This window comes from Micromonospora sp. NPDC049101, assembly GCF_040648675.1.
GTDB lineage: Bacteria > Actinomycetota > Actinomycetes > Mycobacteriales > Micromonosporaceae > Micromonospora.
Map to the genome: position 1 here is coordinate 36,625 of NZ_JBEZED010000009.1, position 19,235 is coordinate 55,859.

Sequence of the window (19,235 nt, forward strand, 5' to 3'; positions counted from 1 at the left end):
GGACGCGCCACCCCTGCGTCCGCCCGTGCTGTTCACCAGTGACCGCCGCCCGGCGCCTCGATGTGCACCGCCTTCGTGGCGGTGAACTCGTCCAGCAACTCCGGGCCGTACCCGAAGCCCTGGCCACTGGCCCGGCGCGGGTGCGCGGCACCCCCCGGCGCCCCGCCGAACACCGCGTTGACCTTCACGGTGCCCACCGGCAGCTCCCGCCAGGCCCGCTGCGCGTGGCTCATCGACGAGGTCAACACGGTGGCGGCCAGTCCGTACGGGGAGTCCGCGGCGCAGCGCAGCGCCTCGTCGAACGAGTCGACGACCACCACCGGGGCGACCGGCCCGAACGTCTCCTCCCGCACCAACGGCATGTCGTGCCGGCAGTCGGTGACCACCGTGGCCGGGTAGAACGCACCCGGCCCGTCCGGCACCTCGCCGCCGGTCCGTACCCGTGCGCCGGCCGCCACCGCCGACGCCACCTGCCCGTGCACCTGATCGCGGTGCCGCCGGTCGACCAACGGGCCCAGGTCGGTGTCCGGTGCCCGGCCCGACCCGACCCGCAGGGCGTCGGCGCGCCGCACCAGCGCGGCCACGAAGTCGTCGGCCACCTCCCGGTGTACGTAGATCCGCTCCACCGCCACGCAGATCTGCCCCGCGTTGGCGAACGCGCCGAGCGCGGCCTGCCCGGCCGCCCACTCCGGATCGACGCCCGCGTCCACGATCATCGGGTCACTGCCCCCGTTCTCCAGCAGCACCTTCGCCCCGGTGCGGGCCGCGGCGGCGGCGATGGCCCGCCCGGTCGCCGTGGATCCCACGTGCGCCACCACGTCGACGTCCTGGGCGGCCAGCGCCGCACCGACCGCACCACCACCAGTGAGCAGCGACAACACGCCGGCCGGCAACGCCTGGTCCAGGGCCCGGGTCAGCAGCCAACCGGTCGCGGGGGTCCGCTCGCTCGGCTTGTAGAGCACCACGTTGCCGGTCACCAGGGCGGCGCCGAGCAGCCCACAGGAGATCGCCACCGGGTCGTTCCAGGGCGTGATCGCGGCCACCACACCGCGCGGCTGGGGGGTCAGGAAGTCCAGCGCGTCCGCCGCGCCGTTCAGCGTGCGCCCACCGCGCAGCGGGGCCAGCTCCGCGTACTGTCGAAGGGTGCCGATGCCCGCCTCGACGCCGCCGCGGGCGTCCGCCAACGGCTTGCCCATCTCGGCGGTGACCGCCGCGGCCAACTCCTCGACGGCCTCCGCCACCGCGTCCGCGGCTCGATGCAGCGCCGCGGCCCGCTCGGCCGGGGCGGTCGCCGCCCACTGAGCCGCCGCGTTGCGGGCCGCCTGCGTCGCCTTGCCGACCTCGTCGGCGGTGGCCACCGGCACCGTGCTGACCGGCGTGTCGTCCGCCGGATCACGCACGACAAGTTCGCCGCCGTCGCCGCCCGCGCCCCACACCCCGCCCACCAACTGCGCAACCGTGTACATGCGGCGCTGGATGCCCCGGCCTCGGCGCGGCAAACGCGTTTCGCCCGGTCGCGCCCCGGGTAGGCGGATCGGATGACTACCACCGCCGCGCCGAGCGTGGACGCCGTCATCGTCGGGGCCGGTCACAACGGTCTCGTGGCGGCCAACCTGCTGGCCGACGCCGGCTGGGAGGTGGTGGTGCTGGAGGCGACAGCGGTGCCCGGCGGCGCGATCCGCTCCGCCGAGGTGACCGCGCCCGGCTACCTGAGCGACCTGTACAGCTCGTTCTACCCCCTCGGGTACGCCTCACCGGTGCTGCGCGACCTCGACCTGGGTCGGCACGGCCTGTCCTGGCGGCACGCGCCGGACGTGTTGGCGCACCTGCTGCCGGACGGCCGGGCCGCCGTGATCAACCGGGATCCGGACGTCACCGCCGCCTCGCTGGAGCAGTTCGCGCCCGGCGACGGCAAGCGCTGGCTCAACGCGTACACCGACTGGGTGGAGGTGGCCGAGCCGATGCTGACGGCCATCACCTCGCCGTTCCCGCCGGTCCGCGGCGGGTTGGGTCTGCTGCGTCGGCTGCGCGTCGCCGGCGCGCTGCGACTGGCGCGACGCCTGGTGGTGCCGGTCCGCAAGCTCGGCGACGAACTCTTCGACGGCGCCGGCGGGCCGGCCCTGCTGGCCGGCTGCGCCCTGCACACCGACCTGTCCCCGGAGGAGGCCGGCTCCGGGGTGTACGGCTGGCTGCTGGCCATGCTCGGCCAACAGATCGGCTGGCCGGTGCCCGAGGGCGGCGCACAGCAGATCACCAACGCGCTGGTGGCCCGGCTACAGGAACGTGGGGGGACGATCCTCTACGGCGCCCGCGTCGACCGGGTGCTCACCGCCCGGGGCCGGGCGATGGGGGTACGCACGCAGGGCGGCTCGCTCTGGCGGGCCCGCCGGGCCGTGCTCGCCGACGTGCCCGCGCCAGCGCTGTTCCTCGACCTGGTCGGCGCGGCGGCCCTGCCGTCACGGCTGGTGGAGGACCTGGCGCACTTCCGGTGGGACGGGTCGACGCTGAAGGTGGACTGGGCACTCTCCGCGCCGGTGCCCTGGACCAACCGGGAGCTGGCCGGCGCCGGCACCGTGCACCTCGGCGCGGACCTCGACGGGTTGACCTACTACGCGGGCGAGTTGGCCCGTGGCGAGCTGCCCCGCGACCCGTTCCTGCTGGTCGGGCAGATGTCGGTGGCCGAACCCAGCCACTCTCCGCCGGGCACCGAGTCGCTCTGGGCGTACACCCACCTGCCGTTTCGCCGGGACTGGCGCGCCGAGGACGTCGCCGGGCACGTGCAGCGGATGGAGGAGGTGCTGGAGGCGGCGGCCCCGGGGTTCCGGCAACGTGTCGTCGGCCGACACGTGGCCGGGCCCGCCGACCTGGAGAGCGACAACCCGAGCCTGGTCGGCGGTGCGCTGGGCGGCGGAACCGCCGCCGCGTACCAGCAGCTCTTCCTGCGCCCGATTCCCGGCCTGGGTCGGGCGGACACCCCGGTGGACCGGCTCTTCCTGGCCAGCGCCTCGGCGCACCCCGGCGGCGGGGTGCACGGCGCACCGGGCGCGAACGCGGCCCGCGCGGCGCTGGCCCGCGACCGTGCCCTCACCGGCCCCGCCTACGCCGCAGCCATAGCCAAGGCCCACAAAACCATCTACCCCACCTAACCCACCCCCACCCCCCACCCCTGCCCCCACCCCTGCCCCCCACCCCCCGCCGAGTCCCGTTGATCATGAGGTTATAGCGGCGACACGCCGATGCGAGTGGCTATAACCTCATGATCAACGGACGGGTGGGGGTGGGGTGGGGAGGGGGTCAGCGGGGGTGTTAGCGGGTTATGTTGCGGTGTTTGCTGCGGAGGCGGAAGGGCATCAGGGCGCTCTCGACCTTGGTCGCGGTGGTCATCTTGGAGATGCCGTCGCGGCGCTCCTCGAAGCGGATCGGCACCTCCAGGATGGTGTGCCCGAGCTTGGTGGCGAGGTAGTGCATCTCCACCTGGAAGCTGTAGCCGTTGGACTGCACCCGGTTCAGACCGATGTCGCGCAGCGCGTCGCCCCGCCAGATCTTGAAGCCGGCGGTCAGGTCCCGGATGCGTACCCGCAGCAGGGTGTGCACGTAGAGGTTCGCCCAGCCGCTGAGGGCCCGACGGTACAGCGGCCAGTTCTCGTCCAGCTCACCACCGGGCACGTAGCGGGAACCGATCACCACGCTCGCCTGGGTGGACAGCAGCGCGCCCAGCATCCCCGGCAGCGCCTCCGGCGGGTGCGACAGGTCCGCGTCCATCTGCGCCACGTACTCGGCGCCGCCCTCGATCGCCCGGGTCATCCCGTCGACGTACGCCCGACCGAGGCCCTCCTTGCCGGCCCGGTGCACGACCTCCACCCGGTCCGGATGTTCGATGGCCAGCTTGTCGGCCACGTCACCGGTGCCGTCGGGGGAGTTGTCGTCGGCGACGAGGATGCGCAGGCCGGGCAGTGGCAGGGCGAGCAGCCGCTCCACAAGCGTGGGCAGGTTGCCCGCTTCGTTGTAGGTGGGCACGACGACGGTCAGGCGTGCGTCCCGCCACGGCGACGGCAGCTGCACAGGCACGATCATGCGGACATCCTCGGTTTGCGGACAGGGGGCTCCCGGAAAGGGTATCCAGTTGTCACATTCGGGTTGAAGAGGCACCCCTACCGGGCGTTGCGCACGGCGGTGCCGTACCGGGTGTGGGCATCGATCCCGCTGGTCGCAGGCGTTGCGTCAGCGTCGGCGACGGGCCACGGCGGTGAGGGCTAGTGCCGCCGCGGCGAGCGCGACACCGGACAGCGCCGGCTTGTGGGTGCCGACCCAGAGCGCCGCCGACCGGTTGCGCGCCCGGTCGTGGAACACGCCCTCGGTGCCCCGGTCCGTGTCGTCGTCGCCGGGCTTGTCGAGATTGTCCCGCCAGGTACGCGGATCGATCTTCTCGCCGGTCTGCTGACTCTCGTAGCCGTCGCGGGCCAACTTCCGGTCGAGCAGGCCGGGAAACAGGATGTCCGCCAGTCGGGCCTGCCACGTCGGGCCGCCCACGTTCAGCTCCCGGGTGCCACGGTCGGCGGCCCAGACGATGGCCCGGGCGGCCAACTCCGGCGTGAAGATCGGCGGCACCGGCTGCGGGTGCCGGGGCAGCCGGGTGCGGACCCAGGAGAACTGCGGTGTGTTGATCGCGGGCAACTGCACCATGGACAGCTTCACCCCGGGGCAGTCGTGCAGCAGCTCGGCGCGCAGCGAGTCGTTGAACCCCTGGACGGCGTGCTTGCTCGCGCAGTACGCCGACTGCAGCGGGATCCCCCGGTAGGCCAACGCCGAGCCCACCTGCACGATCGTGCCCCGCCCGTGCGCCCGCATGTGCCGCAGCGCGGCCAGGGTGCCGTGCACGGTGCCCAGGTAGGTGACCTCGGTGACCCGGCGGAACTCACGCGCCGGGATCTCCCAGGCCGGGGCGAACACCGACGCCATCGCGTTGTTGATCCACAGGTCGATGCCGCCCCACCGGTGCACCACGTCGTCGGCGGCCTGCTGCACCGCACCCGCGTCGGCCACGTCGACGCGGTACCCGCGCACGTCGGCGGCACCGCGCAGGCGACACTCCCGCTCTGCGGCGGCCAGACCCGCCTCGCCCCGGGCCAGCAGCGCCAACCGGGCGCCCCGAGCCGCGTACGCGTGCGCGACGGCCCGACCGACGCCGGCACTCGCCCCGGTCACCACCACGGTCTGCGTCACGATGTCCCCTTCTGTCGGGTGGCGATGTCGGCGAGCCGGTCCAGCGTCTCCCGGTTGCGCAGGTGCAGCACCAGGTCGTTGACCTTGTTGCGGACCCAGCGCAGCGGACCGGCGGCGAAGTCCTCCCCGAGGCGGACCCGGGTGGCGCCCCCGTCGACAGGTTGCAGCGTGAAGGCCACGATCGCCTCGCCGGCCGGCCAGAGACCGGCCTTCAGCACGAGCCGGTGCGGCGGTTCGCAGACCAGCACCGTCGACGCGTCCTGCAGGGAGAACGGCCACGGTCCGGCGCGGTGGTGCAGTTGGCTGCCCACCCGGGGCCAGGCGTCGTCCACGTCGCGTACGTGAGCTGTCCCGACCACCCAGTCGCTGTACGTCCACCCGTCGGCGAGCACGTCGAACACCTGCTGCGGGGGAGCGTCGATCACTTTCTCCACAATCGCCACTGGGCTCCCATACCCTGGGCACGGCAGGGGCTAACGGCTGGCGGGTTAGCTTCTCCGGCACGGCGGGTAAGGCCGACACGGGCACTGTCGGCGGCACCGGTCCGGCGCCTCCGCGGCGACGTTTACTCCTCGGGGCGCAGGGAACCCGCCGGCTGTGCGACAGGACCAGGAGGATCCGTATCAGCGCAGGTCAGCCCGGGCATACGCCACTGCTGACCGCGCCGGTTCCAGGTCCGTCGACAGCTCAGCGGGAGTCCTGTACGACGCGGTGTTGCTCGACCGTGACGGCACCCTGATCGAGGACGTGCCGTACAACGGTGACCCGGAGAAGGTGCGGCCGGTGCCGGGGGCGCGGGCGGCGTTGGACCGGCTGCGGGCGGCCGGGCTGCGCCTGGCGGTCGTGACGAACCAGTCGGGCCTGGCCCGGGGCTTCTTCAGCGCCGAGCAGATGTGGGCGGTGCACGCCCGCGTCGAGGAGCTGTTGGGTCGGTTCGACGCGTGGCTGATCTGCCCGCACGACGACGCCGACGGCTGTACCTGCCGCAAGCCGGCACCCGGCCTGGTGCACGCCGCCGCCCGCGAGTTGGGCACGACCGCGTCCCGGTGCGCGATGGTGGGCGACATCGGCCGGGACGTCGCCGCCGCGCTGGCCGCGGGCGCCGCCGGGGTGCTGGTGCCCACCCCGGTGACCCGGCCGGAGGAGATCGCCGCCGCCGGCTGGGTGGCCCACGATCTGCCGGCGGCGGTGGACGAGATCCTGCGCCGCCAACAGGCCGTGCAACCGGTGACCGCGTCGGGGGACCCGGTGCGGACCGCGTTGGTGGTCCGGTCGGATTCGGCGGGGGACGTGCTGGTCACCGGGCCGGCTATCCGCGCCGTCGCGGCCGGAGCGCAGCGGGTGGTGCTGTTGTGCGGGCCACGCGGCCGTGCCGCCGCCGACCTGCTGCCCGGCATCGACGAAATCATCGAGTACCCGCTGCCGTGGATCGACAGCACGCCGGGGCCGGTCGACCCGGAGTCGGTGCGGAGCCTCACTGCCCGCCTCGGCGCGGTCGGCGCGGACCAGGCGGTGGTGTTCACCTCGTTCCACCAGTCCGCCCTGCCGCTGGCGCTGCTGTTGCGGATGGCGGGGATCGGCCGGATCGCGGCGATCAGCGACGACTACCCCGGCTCGCTGCTGGACATCCGGCACCGGGTGCCGGTGGGTGTGCCCGAACCCGAGCGGGCCCTCTCCCTCGCCGCCGCCGCCGGCCATCGGCTGCCCGACGGCGACGAGCCCGTGCTCCGGCTGCGCCGCGACGCCGTGGCGCCGCGCCCGGCCGAGCTCGGCGACCCGGGGTACGTGGTGCTGCATCCGGGCTCGGCCGCGTCGAGCCGGGCCTGCCCGCCCGAGGTGGCGACCCGGATCGCCGGGGCGCTGACCGCCGCCGGGCATCGGGTGCTGGTCACCGGCGGCCCCGACGAGCGTGGGATCACCGCCCGGGTGGCGGCTGCCGGCGGCACCGACCTGGGGGGTCGGACCGACCTGGCCGGGTTGGCCGCGATCGTCGCGGACGCCAGCGCGGTCGTGGTCGGCAACACCGGCCCCGCGCACCTGGCCGCCGCGACCGGCGTACCGGTGGTGAGTCTGTTCGCGCCGACCGTGCCGTTCGGCCAGTGGGGGCCCTACCGGGTGCCCACCGTCCGGCTCGGCGACGCCGCCGCGCCCTGCCGGGACACCCGGGCGGCCAGCTGCCCGGTCCCCGGGCACCCCTGCCTCAGTGGTGTCGACCCGGACGAGGTGGTCGACGCGCTGCGGACGCTCGCCGTCAGCGGTGGTGGCCGACGATGAACATCCTGCTCTGGCACGTGCACGGTTCCTGGACCACGTCGTTCGTGCACGGCAGTCACCGCTACCTGATTCCGACCACACCCGACCGCGGCCCGTATGGCCTCGGCCGGGCCCGCACCTACCCCTGGCCGGACAGCGCGGTGGAGGTCACCCCGGAGGACCTGCCGGACACCGACGTCGACCTGGTCATCCTGCAACGGCCGGAGGAGATCGACCGGGCGCAGGAGTGGCTGCGCCGCCGCCCCGGCCGCGACCTGCCCGCGATCTACGTCGAACACAACACCCCGAAGGGCGACGTGCCGAATACCCGGCACCCGATGGCCGACCGCGACGACCTGCTCATCGCCCACGTCACCGGGTTCAACCAGATCTTCTGGGACACCGGCGCCACCCGCACCACGGTGGTCGACCACGGCATCGTCGCTCCCTCCGCGACCTACACCGGCGAGCTCGACCGACTCGCCGTGGTGATCAACGAGCCGGTACGACGAGGTCGGGTCACCGGCACCGACCTGCTGCCCCAGTTCGCCGAGATCGCGCCGCTGGACGTGTTCGGGATGGGCGTCGCCGGCCTGGCCGACCACCTCGGGCTGCCCGCCGACCGGCTCACCAGCCACGACGACGTGCCCCAGGACCGGATGCACGCCGAACTGGCCCGGCGGCGCGCGTACCTGCACCTGTGCCGGTGGACCTCGCTCGGGCTCAGCCTCATCGAGGCGATGGCGATCGGCATGCCGGTCGTCGCGCTCGCCACCACCGAGGCGGTGACGGCGGTGCCCCCGGAGGCGGGGGCCCTCGCCACCCGGACCGACACCCTGCTCGACGCCGCCCGCCGGTTCATCGCCGAACCGGCGACCGCGCGCCAGGCCGGCGCGGCGGCGCGAACCGCCGCGCGGGACAGGTACGGCCTCGACCGTTTCCTCGCTGACTGGGACCGGCTGCTGGAGGAGGAAGTATGCGGATCGCGATGATCTCGGAGCACGCCAGCCCGCTCGCCGTCCTCGGAGGGGAGGACGCCGGCGGTCAGAACACGCACGTCGCGGAGCTGTCCGCCGCGCTCGCCGCCGCGGGGCACGAGGTGCGGGTCTACACCCGCCGGGACGCGTTCGACCTGCCGGTGACCGTACGCAGCCCGGACGGGTACGACGTGGTGCACGTGCCGGCCGGCCCGGCCGAGCCGGTGGCCAAGGACGCGCTGTTGCCGCACATGCGGGAGTTCAGTCGGTGGCTGATCGAGCGCTGGCGGGGCGGGGACTGGGTGCCCGAGGTGATCCACGCGCACTTCTGGATGAGTGGTCTGGCGGCGTTGACGGCCGGTCGGCAGACCGGGGTGCCGGTGGTGCAGACGTACCACGCGTTGGGCACGGTGAAGCGCCGCTACCAGGGCGTACAGGACACCAGCCCGGCCCGGCGGGTGTCCTACGAGCGCGAGTTGGGCCGCTCGGTGGACCGGATCGTGGCGCAGTGCCGCGACGAGGTGGGCGAACTGGTCCGGATGGGGGTGCCCCGGTCCCGGATGACAGTGGTGCCGTCGGGGGTCAACCTCGGCACGTTCGCCCCGCTCGGGCCCGCCGCCGACCGCGATCCGGGACGCGCCCGGATCCTCACCGTGGGCCGGCTTGTCGAACGCAAGGGCTTCCAGACCGTGATCCGGGCGATGGCACTGGTGCCGGACGCCGAGTGCGTGGTCGTCGGCGGCCCACCCGAGGGGCTGCTGGAGACCGACCCGTACGCCCGGCGGCTGCGGGCCCTCGCCGAGTCGTGCGGGGTCACCGACCGGGTGCACCTGGTCGGCGCGGTGCCCCGGGAGGAGATGGGCCGCTGGTACCGCTCGGCGGACCTGCTGGTCGCCGCACCCTGGTACGAGCCGTTCGGGCTGACCCCGCTGGAGGCGATGGCCTGTGGGGTGCCGGTCGTCGGCACCGCCGTGGGCGGCATCCGGGACACCGTGGTCGACGGGACGACAGGTGACCTCGTGCCGGCCCGGGACCCGCAGGCGCTGGCCGCCGCGATCCAGGGCCTGCTCGACGACCGGATCAGGCGCTTCGCGTACGCGACGGCGGCGCGTGAGCGGGCACGGGCGCGGTACTCGTGGGCGGCCACCGCCGAGCGGCTGGTCGAGGTCTACAGCGAGGTGGCCGCCGTCCGCCGGCCGGCCCGGGTGGTGGCCTGATGCCGGCGGGGAGCCTGCTCGACACCCACCTGACGAACCTCGCGGCGGCGCTGGTGCCGTACCGGCGGTGTGAGTCGCAGCTGGCGCGCTGGGGTGCGGACCTGGCCCACCGGCTGGCCGCCGGGGGGCGCCTGCTGGTGGCCGGCAACGGCGGCAGCGCGGCGGAGGCCCAGCACCTCACCGCCGAGCTGGTCGGCAAGCTTCACCACGACCGTCAGCCGCTGTCCGCGATCGCGCTGCACGCCGAGACGAGCGCGCTCACCGCCATCGCCAACGACTACGGCTACACCGACGTGTACGCCCGTCAGGTGCGCGCACACGGTCGTCGCGGCGACGTCCTGCTGCTGCTCAGCACGAGCGGCACCAGCCCCAATCTGGTCCGTGCCGCCCAGGCCGCCCGCGACGTCGGCCTGACGACCTGGGCCCTCACCGGCAGGGCTCCCAATTCCCTCGCCGACGCCTGCGACGAGGTGCTGGCCGTGGCGTCGCCGGACACCCAGGTCGTCCAGGAGTTGCACCTGGTGACAAGTCATCTGCTCTGCGAGTACCTCGAACAGGAGTTGCCCGCCGCGCTGGCGGCAGTCGCCGATCCGGTGGCCGTCCACCCCGCGGCGGGGCAGCCGGCACCGGTGCGCACCGGCGTCGAGGTGGTGCTCGACGGTGGGCCCGGACAGCAGGTCGACGCGTGAGGATGGGGAGGCAAGCGTGAGGGGACCGGTGGTGGTGCTCGGGGACACCCTGCTCGACCGGGACGTGGAGGGGGTGGTGAACCGGCTCTGCCCGGACTCGCCGGTGCCGGTCCTGGACGAGACCGCCGCCAGCGACCGACCGGGTGGCGCCGGTCTGGCGGCGGTGTTCGCCGCCGCGCAGGGCGCCGAGGTGGTGCTGGTGACCGCGCTCGCCGACGATGCCGGCGGGGCCCGACTGAGCGCGCTGCTCGCCGCGGCCGGCGTGCAGGTGTTTCCGCTGGCCCTGTCCGGTGCGACGCCGGAGAAGATCCGGCTGCGGGCGCGGGGTCGGGTGCTGCTGCGCCACGACCGGGGCGGTGCGTCCGGGGAGCCGGGTCAGCCCTCCGACGAGGTGCTGCGGGTGATCGGCGCGGCGTCCGCGGTGCTGGTCAGCGACTACGGCCGGGGGGTGGCCCGGCAGCCCGCGCTGCGCGACGCGTTGTCCGCCACCCGCGCGCCGGTGGTGTGGGACCCGCACCCCCGTGGCCCGGCGGCGATCCCCGGCGTCCATCTGGCCACCCCGAACGAGTCGGAGGTGCGTGACCTGGTCCCCGCACTGCCCGGTGCCTCCCGGCTGGCCGCCGCGTCGCGCGGTGCGCAGGGGCTGCGGCGACGCTGGCGGGCCGGTGCGGTGGCGGTGACGCTGGGCGGGGACGGCGCGCTGCTCTGCCATGCCGGGTCGACGCCGTTGGTGGTGCCGACCCCGGGCAGCGCCGAGGGGGACACCTGCGGGGCCGGCGACCGGTTCGCGGCGGCCGCCAGTCTGGCGTTGGCCCAGGGCGCGCTGGTCTCCGAGGCGGTGCAGGCGGCGGTCGCCGAGGCGTCCGCGTACGTCGCCGGTGGGGGAGTGGCGGCGGCACTGCCGCCGCCGGCACGGCCCATGCCGACGAGCGTCGTCGGCCCGGGAGGTGACCGGGTGGGCGTCGCGCCGGTCGCCACGCTGCTTGCCGAGGTACGGGCCACCGGCGGCACGGTGGTGGCCACCGGCGGTTGCTTCGACCTGCTGCACGCCGGGCACGTGGCCACCCTGCAGGCCGCCCGACAACTCGGCGACTGCCTGATCGTCTGCGTGAACTCGGACGCCAGCGTGGCCGGGCTGAAGGGGCCGGATCGACCGGTGATGTCCGAGGGCGACCGCGCTCGGCTGCTGGCCGCCCTGAGCTGTGTCGACGCGGTCCTCATCTTCGACGAGCCGACCCCGGACGCGGCCCTGTCCTGGGTCCGACCGGACATCTGGGTCAAGGGTGGCGACTACGCCACCGGCGGTGGCGATGCCGCCGCCACCCTGCCGGAGGCGGAGGTCCTGAAACGGTGGGGCGGGAACACGGTGGTGGTGCCCTACCTGGACGGTCGCTCCACCACCGACATGATCGTCCGGACGCTCGCGGAGCGGACCCGATGACCGCCACGCGGCCGGGTGCCGGGCCCACCGTCCTGGTCACCGGTGGTGCCAGTGGGCTCGGTGCCGCGGTGGTCGCCGCGGTGGCCGCCTCCGGTGGGCGGCCGGTCGTCCTGGACCGGCAACCGCCGGCCGACGGGGTGTCCTGGACCGAGTGCGACCTGGCCGACACCCGGGCCGCCGAGGTGGCCACCCAGCACCTCGCCGAGCAGGCCGGCGGCCTGGACGCGGTGGTCACCGCCGCGGGAACGGACGTCCCGGGTCGACTCGCCGACGTGCCGGGGGAGACCTGGGACCGGATCATCGCCGTGGATCTGCTGGCCACCGCGGCGGTGATCCGGGCTGCCCTGCCGTTCCTGCTGACGTCCCGGGGCCGCATCGTCACGGTCGCCTCCACGCTGGGCGTCAAGGCGGTCAGCGACGCCACCGCCTACTGCGCGGCGAAGTTCGGTGTGGTCGGCTTCACCCGCGCCCTCGCCGCCGAGCTCGCCGGTCAGGTCGGCGTCACGCTGCTCATCCCCGGCGGGATGCGCACGTCCTTCTTCGACGAGCGCGACCCGCAGTACAAGCCGGGGCCGGACGCGATCCTCAACGATCCCGCCGACACCGCCGCCGCGATCATGTTCGCGCTCAACCAGCCGCCCGGCTGCGCGGTGCGGGAGCTGGTGGTCTGCGCCGAGCAGGAGACCTCGTACCCGTGATCCTCGTGCTGCGCGCCCTCGGCGTCGGCGACCTGGTGACCGCGGTGCCCGCGCTGCGGGCGCTGCGGGCCGCGTACCCCGGTCGGGAGTTGGCGCTCGCCGCGCCCGCCTGGCTGGCCCCGCTCGTCGACCTGGTCGGCGGTGTCGACCGGCTGGTGGACACCGCCGGGCTGGACCGGCCGCCGCGGGTCGGGTCGGCGGTGTCGGTCGCGGTGAACCTGCACGGGCGCGGCCCGCGGTCGCACCGGGTGCTGGCGACCACCCGACCCGGTCGGCTGCTCGCCTTCGCCAACGCCGACGCCGGCCACGTCGACGGTCCGCGGTGGTCCGTCGACGAGCACGAGGTGGACCGGTGGTGTCGGCTGCTGTCCTGGTACGACATCGCGGCCGACCGCACCGACCTCGGTCTGCGTCGGCCCGGGGCGACCGGGCTGCCCACCGGTGTCACAGTGCTGCACCCCGGCAGCAAGATCGCCGCCAAGCGGTGGCCCGCGCGGCGGTTCGCCGCGCTGGCCCGGGCGCTCACCGAGCAGGGCCACCGGGTGTTGCTCACCGGCTCGGCCGACGAACGGGCGTTGGCGGCGCGGGTGGCCGACGCGGCCGGCCTGGGGCCCGACCAGGTGCTGGCCGGGCGGACCGACCTCGGCGCGCTCGCCGCGCTGGTGGCCGGTGCCCGTCTGGTGGTCAGCGCGGACACCGGGGTGGCCCACCTGGCCACCGGGTTCGGTACGCCGTCGGTCGTGCTGTTCGGGCCGGTGCCGCCGGCGCACTGGGGGCCGCCGGTGGACCGCCCCCGGCACCGGGTGCTCTGGGCCGGCGAGGGCGATTGGCCGGGGTGGGACGGGGTAGGAAGCCACCCGACGATGGCGGCTCTGCGCACCGACGAGGTGCTGGCCGCCGTGGCCGAGGTGGAATGGGTGGTGCGGGTCTCCGGTGCGGTTGCGGCGTAGCGACCCGGGTGGACCGGGGTACGGACGGCGCCGGCGCGGACGGGGCTGGCTCTTCGTCGACCCGGCCGGAGATCCGGTTCGGGACCCGCAGGTGCTGGCCCGGCTGCGGGAGCTGGTCATCCCGCCGGCCTGGCAGAACGTCTGGATCGCGCCGCACGCCAACGGGCACATCCAGGCGATCGGGATCGACGCGGCCGGGCGCAAGCAGTACGTCTACCACCCACGGTGGCGGGAGAAGCAGGACGAGGCGAAGTTCGACCACATGCTGGAGGTGGCCCGACGACTGCCGGCGCTGCGCGAGCGGGTGGGGCGGGACCTGGACGGCCGGGGGCTGGGCCGGGACCGGGTGCTGGCCACGGTGGCCCGTCTGCTGGACATGGGGATGTTCCGGGTCGGCAGCGACCAGTACGCGGCCGGCGACGACCCGACGTACGGGGTGTCCACCCTGCGCCCCGAGCACGCCCGGTCCCGGGGCGGCTGCGTGGTCTTCGTGTTTCCCGCGAAGGGTGGCATCGAGCAGGTACGCCGGATCGAGGACCCGGAGCTGTGCCAGGTGTTGCTCAATCTGCGCAGCCGCCGGCGACGGGCCGACCGGCTGTTCGGCTACTGGGACGGCCGGGAGTGGCGCGACGTGCGCAGCGACGAGGTCAACGGCTACCTGCGCGACGCCAGCGGCGGCGAGATGACCGCCAAGGACTTCCGCACCTGGCACGCCACGGTGCTCGCCGCCACCGAGTTGGCCACCGCCGGCCCGGCTCGCTCGGTGACGGCCCGGCGCAAGGCGGTGGTCGCCGTGATGCGCGAGGTGGCCGGCCTGTTGGGCAACACCCCGACGGTGGCCCGTGCGTCGTACGTGGACCCGCGGGTGGTCGACCTCTACCACGACGGGGTGGTGGCGTCGGTGGACCCGCGGGCACCCCGCGAGGAGGCCGAGCGGGTCGTCCTGGAGTTGCTGGAGAAAGCCTGACCGGGCCGCGGGCTCAGGTCGCCGCTCGCCGTTGGATCAGGGCGTCGACGCCGTCGAGGATCCGGTCCAGGCCGAAGGTGAACTCGTCATCGGGGTCGTCGTCCTGGTTGAGCACCCCGGCGGCCAGCACCCGTTGCAGGGCCGGAAAGCGGGCCGGGTCGATGAGCTGGGCCAGCAGTCGGCCGTACGCCGGCATCATCTCACTCGGCTTGGCGCCGGTGGCCTGGCTGCCCTCGGCGATCTGGGACGCGAGGGTGGCCTCGTTGCGCACGTACCCGGTGAGCAACAGCAGCGTGGACATCTTCTCGCCCTCGGCGAGCGCGGTGCCGTCGAGGCAGCGCAGCCCGTCCTCCATCCAGCCGAGTTGCTGCGGGGTGATCGGTGGGCCGGTGATGGGCACGTGCAGTAGCCAGAATCGTTGCCGCAGCACGTCGTGCTCGGCCCAGGCCCACCGGGTCAGCCCGGCGCGCCAGTCGGTGTCCGGCGGGGGCGGGCCGGGCGACGGGCCGTACCCGGCGTCCACCATGAGGGTCAGCAGCTCGTCCTTCGAGCCGACGTAGCGGTAGAGGGCCATCGTGGCGGCGCCCAACTCCTTGGCCACCCGGCTCATCGAGACCGCGGCCAGCCCGTCGGCGTCGGCCACGCGTACGGCGGCGTCCACGATGGCGGGCACGCTCATGCCGGGCCGGGGGCCCTTGGGGGGCCGGTCCCGCAGTCCCCAGGCGTACTCGATGGCCGGCGGTAGAACCGGCCCGCTGTCGTCTGTCTTCGCCGCCACTTTTCCTCCTTGCCTCGCCATCCTAGTTCTGCGTATGGTCTACGCATAACAGCGTACGCCATACGCAGAAGGGGACTGGATCATGACGACGATGACCACACCGGCACCGCGGGCGGGCCGGCGGGAGTGGATCGGGCTCACGGTGCTGATGCTGCCGCTGCTCCTGGTCTCGATGGACGTCTCGGTGCTCTACTTCGCCGTCCCGTTCATCAGCGAGGAACTACGTCCCACCGCCACCCAACAGCTGTGGATCTTCGACACGTACGGCTTCGTACTGGCCGGGCTGCTCATCACGATGGGCGCACTGGGTGACCGGATTGGCCGCCGCCGACTCCTGCTCCTTGGCGCGACCGCGTTCGGGGCGGCGTCGCTGCTCGCCGCGTACGCCGACAGCGCCGCGACGCTGATCGCCGCGCGCGCCGTCCTCGGCATCGGCGGGGCCACCCTGATGCCCTCCACGCTCGCCCTGGTCCGCAACATGTTCCACGACGCGAAGCAGCGCGGCACCGCGATCGGCATCTGGACCGCCACCCTCACCGGCGGCATCGCCATCGGGCCGGTGCTCAGCGGCATCCTGCTGGAGCATTTCTGGTGGGGCTCGATCTTCCTGATCAACATTCCGGCGATGCTGCTGCTGCTCCTGCTCGTCCCGTTCCTGGTGCCCGAGTTCCGCAGCCCGGCGACCGGGCGGTTCGACCTGCTCAGCGCCGCACTGTCGCTCGGCGCGCTGCTGCCGGTGATCTACGGCATCAAGGAGATGGCCCGCGACGGGGTCAGCGCGCCACGGGTGCTCGTCATCGTGGCCGGCCTGCTGGTGGGCGCGCTGTTCCTGCACCGGCAGCGGACCCGGGCGTACCCGATGGTCGACCTCGCGTTGTTCCGCCGCCGCGGCTTCGCCGGGTCGCTCGCGGTCAACGTGCTGGCGATGTTCGCCATCGTCGGCTTCGCCATCTTCACCACCCAACACCTCCAGTTGGTGCTCGGCCTGAGCCCGCTGCGCGCGGCACTGTGGAGCCTGGTGCCGTCCCTCGCGGTGGGCGGAGTCGCACCGGCCGCCGCCGCGCTCGCCCAGCGCGTCGAACGGGCGTACCTGATCGGTGCGGGCTTCGCGATCGCGGTGCTCGGTTTCGCGGTGCTGACCCAGGTCACGCCGGACTCGGCGCTGTGGGTGCTGCTGGTCGGCGCCAGCATCTACGCGGGCGGCCTGGTGCTGGTGATGTCGCTCGTCACCGAACTGGTCCTCGGCGCGGCACCGCCCGAGCAGGCCGGCGTCGCGTCGGCGCTGACCGAGTCCAGCAGCGAACTGGGCGGCGCCCTGGGGATGGCCCTCCTCGGCAGCGTGGGCGCGGCGGTCTACCGGCGGGAGGTGCTCGACGGGCTGCCCGCCGGGCTGCCGGAAGGCGCCCGCGACGCGGCCCGGGAGACGCTGGGCGGTGCCCTGGCCGTGGCCAACGGGCTGCCCGCCGACCTGGGCGACGCGGTACTGCACGCCGCCCGGGTCGCCTTCACCGACGGTCTGCACCTGGCCGCGATCGCGGCAATGCTGGCGATGCTGCTGGGCGCGGTGGCCGCGCTGACCACGCTGCGCGGCGTCCGACCGGCCGACGTACCCGGGGCGCTGCCGGCCGACCCGCCCGCGACCGGGGCGCTGCCGGCGGCTTCGGCGCCGGGCGCGGCTTCGGCGTCGCGCGCCGGGGCGTCGGCCGAGGCGTAGCCGACCGACATGATCGACTCGGTTTCCTGAAAAGCGGGCCGTCCCAGACGTGGGGAAGCCGCGGTTTTCAGGAGACCGAGTCGATCAAGCGCCAGGAGGCCGGCCGAGTCGACAGGCCGGTCGGTCAGTCGGTGAGCACGTGCGCGAGCCGGTCGCGGAAGCGCCGCTCGGAATCGCTGACGGTCTCGCCCCCGATGCCCAGCAGCCCGCCGCTGGACGCGGCGCCCACCACCTGCTCGGCGATCTTCACGAGCCAGTGCTTGTACGCCCCGGCCTCGCCCTCGTCGACCCGCGCGGCCAGCAACGCGCCGGCCTCGCCGGCCCGCAGCAGCACGTCGTCGATGTACGCCGCGGGGTCGGCGGGCGCGATGGCCGGCAACTCCTCGCCGGTGTCCGGGTCACCGACCCGGGTGACGATCTCGCCGGCCACGGCGGCGACCAGCGGGCTGGCCGACTCCCGACCAGCGGAGATGGTCTCCAACCCGGCCGCGGTCTCCGCCATGGTCCGGCGGGTGCCGTCGGACTCGGCGGCGCTCGCCGCGGTCAGCACCGACTGCGGCAGGCCGACCAGCAGCCCCCACTCCCCGTCGGAGAAACCGAACCCGGTGTACGCCGGCTGCTCGATCACGGCAACGCCCCTTCCGCCCTGCTCAGTGTGGTCAATCCACGGGCCCCGCACCGGTGCCCGGGTCAGGCTAGTCCAGGGTCAGCAGGCCCTGTTCGGACACCACGCGCACCGACAACGTCTTGTACCCGACCTCATCGAAGAGAACCGTCATCTTGTCGTCCTCGTAGGAGAGCACCATGCCGCGCCCCCACTCCGGGTGACGCACCTGGCTGTGCACCGGGAACGGCCCGACCGCGCCCTGGTCGGCGACGCTGGTGCCGGCGTGGCAGTTGTCGCAGTGCCCGCAGACCTCGGCCATCTGCTCACCGAAGTAGGCCAGCAGGGTCTGCCCCCGGCAGGCGCTGGTCTCGGCGAAGGCCCGCATCATGTCGGTGCGGGACCGGGTCACCGTCTGCTGGCGCTCCGCCTCGGCCAGTGCCGCCGCGGCGGCCTCGGTCGGGTTGGGGGAGTAGCGGGGCGCGCCGACGCGCTGCCGGGCCCGCGGCTCGGCCGCGCCGATCTGCTCCAGCAGGGAGAGATACTGGCCCAGCTTGCGCGGCCCGAGGCCGGTGGTCTCGCGCAGTTCGGTCTTGGTGGCCGGCTTGCGCCGCAGCAGCGCGGCCAGGTCGCGTAGCTCGTCGGCGTCCGGCAGGCCGCCGCTGAAGAAGCGTTGCAGGCCCACGTCCTCGGCCCGCCAGAGCAGCAGCACCCGGGCCGGTTGCCCGTCGCGCCCGGCCCGGCCGATCTCCTGGAAGTAGCTGTCCGGCGAGTCCGGCAGTGCCATGTGCACCACCCAGGCGATGTTCGGCTTGTCGATGCCCATGCCGAACGCCGAGGTCGCCACCATGATGGGGACCTCGTCGGCGAGGAACGCCTCGTGCAGCTCCGCGCGGGCTCCGGCGGGCATGCCGCCGTGGTAGAACTGCGCCGGGAAGCCGGCGTCGGTCAACCGGGTGGCCAGTTCCTCGGCGGCGCGGCGGGTCGGCACGTAGATGATGCCCGGCCGCCCCTCGTCGCGCAGCATCGTCATCAGGCGCCGCCACCGGTAGTCCTCGTCGGGGCAGTGCGTCACCTCGACGAACAGGTTGGGCCGATCCAGCCCGGAGACCACCACCTCCGGGTCGTGCAGCCGCAGCCGGGCGATGATGTCGTCGCGTACCGGCGGGGAGGCGGTGGCGGTCAGCGCGACCACCGGCGGCCGGCCGATGCCCTCGATCAGGTGCCCGAGCGCCAGGTAGTCCGGCCGGAAGTCGTGCCCCCAGGCCGAGATGCAGTGCGCCTCGTCGATCGCCACCAGCGCCGGCCTCAGCGCGGCGACCTCGGCCATCCGGTCCGGGTTGCTCAGCTGCTCCGGTGTGATGAACAGGAACTCCGCCCGACCCTCGCGGATCTCGGTGATCGCCTGGGCCTGTTGGGTGGGCGACTCGTTCGAGCTGATCCGCACCGCCCGCAGCTCCGGGCGTTGCCGCTCGTTGAGCGAGGCGATCTGGTCCTGTTGGAGGGCCAGCAGCGGGGAGATCACCACGGTGGGGCCGGGGATCAGACTGGCCGGAATCTGGTAGATGGCCGACTTGCCGGCACCGGTGGGCAGCACCACCAGGGCGTCACGTCGCTTCATCACCGCGCGCATGGCGGCCAGTTGGTTGGGCCGCAGCGCCTTCCAGCCGAAAAGGCTGCGGGCCGCGCGGCGCAACGTCATCGAGTGCGTGGACAGTTTCATC

Annotated in this window: 17 protein-coding genes; 10 read left to right on the forward strand and 7 right to left on the reverse strand. The window is 74.0% G+C overall.

Annotated elements, in window-relative coordinates:
* Window positions 1-32 precede the first annotated feature (32 nt).
* Window positions 33-1,466 (reverse strand): aldehyde dehydrogenase family protein, encoded by a 1,434-nt coding sequence (locus AB0B57_RS14435; protein ID WP_357069063.1) that lies wholly within the window; start codon window positions 1,464-1,466, stop codon window positions 33-35.
* Between the two features lie 72 nt (window positions 1,467-1,538).
* Here AB0B57_RS14435 and AB0B57_RS14440 point away from each other — a divergent pair, with 72 nt between their 5' ends.
* Entirely contained in the window at window positions 1,539-3,146 is a 1,608-nt protein-coding gene (locus AB0B57_RS14440) for an NAD(P)/FAD-dependent oxidoreductase (RefSeq protein ID WP_357069065.1), read from the forward strand.
* Between the two features lie 160 nt (window positions 3,147-3,306).
* Here the strand turns inward: AB0B57_RS14440 and AB0B57_RS14445 are convergent, their stop codons facing one another.
* The 3 genes from AB0B57_RS14445 to AB0B57_RS14455 all read right to left on the reverse strand — a co-directional run bounded on the left by AB0B57_RS14445 (window position 3,307) and on the right by AB0B57_RS14455 (window position 5,666).
* Window positions 3,307-4,074, reverse strand: coding sequence for a polyprenol monophosphomannose synthase (locus tag AB0B57_RS14445; RefSeq protein ID WP_357069067.1), 768 nt, complete (start codon window positions 4,072-4,074; stop codon window positions 3,307-3,309).
* 147 nt (window positions 4,075-4,221) lie between these two features.
* Window positions 4,222-5,223, reverse strand: a complete 1,002-nt coding sequence (locus AB0B57_RS14450) for an SDR family oxidoreductase (RefSeq protein ID WP_357069069.1) — start codon at window positions 5,221-5,223, stop codon at window positions 4,222-4,224.
* Window positions 5,220-5,666: an SRPBCC family protein gene (locus AB0B57_RS14455; RefSeq protein ID WP_357069071.1), complete on the reverse strand. Its 447-nt coding sequence runs from the start codon at window positions 5,664-5,666 to the stop codon at window positions 5,220-5,222. The genes AB0B57_RS14450 and AB0B57_RS14455 overlap by 4 nt, the downstream gene beginning before the upstream one ends.
* A 154-nt stretch (window positions 5,667-5,820) precedes the next feature.
* On the opposite strand from AB0B57_RS14455, the gene AB0B57_RS14460 reads away from it, so the two are divergent.
* The 8 genes from AB0B57_RS14460 to AB0B57_RS14495 are packed head-to-tail and all read left to right on the forward strand — an operon-like array spanning window position 5,821 to window position 14,415.
* On the forward strand, window positions 5,821-7,497 hold the full coding sequence (locus AB0B57_RS14460) for an HAD-IIIA family hydrolase (RefSeq protein WP_357069073.1): 1,677 nt from the start codon (window positions 5,821-5,823) through the stop codon (window positions 7,495-7,497).
* Window positions 7,494-8,468, forward strand: a complete 975-nt coding sequence (locus AB0B57_RS14465; RefSeq protein WP_357069075.1) for a glycosyltransferase — start codon at window positions 7,494-7,496, stop codon at window positions 8,466-8,468. The genes AB0B57_RS14460 and AB0B57_RS14465 overlap by 4 nt, the downstream gene beginning before the upstream one ends.
* Complete coding sequence (locus AB0B57_RS14470; protein ID WP_357069077.1) at window positions 8,453-9,670, forward strand: glycosyltransferase; 1,218 nt, start codon at window positions 8,453-8,455, stop codon at window positions 9,668-9,670. Before AB0B57_RS14465 ends, AB0B57_RS14470 begins: the two co-directional genes overlap by 16 nt.
* Window positions 9,667-10,359 carry an SIS domain-containing protein gene (locus tag AB0B57_RS14475; protein ID WP_357069438.1) on the forward strand — a complete coding sequence of 231 codons (693 nt, stop codon included), beginning with the start codon at window positions 9,667-9,669 and terminating at the stop codon, window positions 10,357-10,359. The genes AB0B57_RS14470 and AB0B57_RS14475 overlap by 4 nt, the downstream gene beginning before the upstream one ends.
* Before the next feature lie 16 nt (window positions 10,360-10,375).
* Window positions 10,376-11,800 (forward strand): PfkB family carbohydrate kinase, encoded by a 1,425-nt coding sequence (locus AB0B57_RS14480; protein ID WP_357069079.1) that lies wholly within the window; start codon window positions 10,376-10,378, stop codon window positions 11,798-11,800.
* Window positions 11,797-12,498, forward strand: coding sequence for an SDR family oxidoreductase (locus AB0B57_RS14485; RefSeq protein ID WP_357069081.1), 702 nt, complete (start codon window positions 11,797-11,799; stop codon window positions 12,496-12,498). Before AB0B57_RS14480 ends, AB0B57_RS14485 begins: the two co-directional genes overlap by 4 nt.
* On the forward strand, window positions 12,495-13,448 hold the full coding sequence (locus AB0B57_RS14490; protein ID WP_357069083.1) for a glycosyltransferase family 9 protein: 954 nt from the start codon (window positions 12,495-12,497) through the stop codon (window positions 13,446-13,448). Before AB0B57_RS14485 ends, AB0B57_RS14490 begins: the two co-directional genes overlap by 4 nt.
* Window positions 13,432-14,415: a DNA topoisomerase IB gene (locus AB0B57_RS14495; RefSeq protein ID WP_357069086.1), complete on the forward strand. Its 984-nt coding sequence runs from the start codon at window positions 13,432-13,434 to the stop codon at window positions 14,413-14,415. Before AB0B57_RS14490 ends, AB0B57_RS14495 begins: the two co-directional genes overlap by 17 nt.
* A gap of 13 nt (window positions 14,416-14,428) precedes the next feature.
* On the opposite strand, the gene AB0B57_RS14500 is transcribed toward AB0B57_RS14495, so the two are convergent.
* A complete protein-coding gene (locus tag AB0B57_RS14500; RefSeq protein ID WP_357069088.1) occupies window positions 14,429-15,193 on the reverse strand; it encodes a TetR/AcrR family transcriptional regulator in 765 nt (254 codons plus the stop codon).
* A gap of 91 nt (window positions 15,194-15,284) precedes the next feature.
* Between AB0B57_RS14500 and AB0B57_RS14505 the strand changes: the two genes are divergently transcribed.
* Complete coding sequence (locus AB0B57_RS14505) at window positions 15,285-16,907, forward strand: MFS transporter (RefSeq protein WP_357069090.1); 1,623 nt, start codon at window positions 15,285-15,287, stop codon at window positions 16,905-16,907.
* Window positions 16,908-17,031: 124 nt separating this feature from the next.
* Here the strand turns inward: AB0B57_RS14505 and AB0B57_RS14510 are convergent, their stop codons facing one another.
* Both AB0B57_RS14510 and AB0B57_RS14515 read right to left on the reverse strand, forming a co-directional pair.
* The gene (locus AB0B57_RS14510) at window positions 17,032-17,535 is read right to left on the reverse strand and encodes a hypothetical protein (protein WP_357069092.1); all 504 of its coding nucleotides are present in this window, start codon (window positions 17,533-17,535) and stop codon (window positions 17,032-17,034) included.
* A 67-nt stretch (window positions 17,536-17,602) separates the two neighbouring features.
* On the reverse strand, window positions 17,603-19,234 hold the full coding sequence (locus AB0B57_RS14515) for a RecQ family ATP-dependent DNA helicase (protein WP_357069440.1): 1,632 nt from the start codon (window positions 19,232-19,234) through the stop codon (window positions 17,603-17,605).
* Between the last annotated feature and the right edge of the window lies 1 nt (window position 19,235).

Bases quoted from the DNA above. Each gene is read 5' to 3' on its own strand.
- AB0B57_RS14505 (WP_357069090.1), top strand. From the start codon at position 15,285: ATGACCACACCGGCACCGCGGGCGGGCCGGCGGGAGTGGATCGGGCTC.
- AB0B57_RS14485 (WP_357069081.1), top strand. From the start codon at position 11,797: ATGACCGCCACGCGGCCGGGTGCCGGGCCCACCGTCCTGGTCACCGGT.
- AB0B57_RS14445 (WP_357069067.1), bottom strand. From the start codon at position 4,074: ATGATCGTGCCTGTGCAGCTGCCGTCGCCGTGGCGGGACGCACGCCTG.
- AB0B57_RS14470 (WP_357069077.1), top strand. From the start codon at position 8,453: ATGCGGATCGCGATGATCTCGGAGCACGCCAGCCCGCTCGCCGTCCTC.
- AB0B57_RS14440 (WP_357069065.1), top strand. From the start codon at position 1,539: ATGACTACCACCGCCGCGCCGAGCGTGGACGCCGTCATCGTCGGGGCC.
- AB0B57_RS14515 (WP_357069440.1), bottom strand. From the start codon at position 19,234: ATGAAACTGTCCACGCACTCGATGACGTTGCGCCGCGCGGCCCGCAGC.
- AB0B57_RS14435 (WP_357069063.1), bottom strand. From the start codon at position 1,466: ATGTACACGGTTGCGCAGTTGGTGGGCGGGGTGTGGGGCGCGGGCGGC.
- AB0B57_RS14465 (WP_357069075.1), top strand. From the start codon at position 7,494: ATGAACATCCTGCTCTGGCACGTGCACGGTTCCTGGACCACGTCGTTC.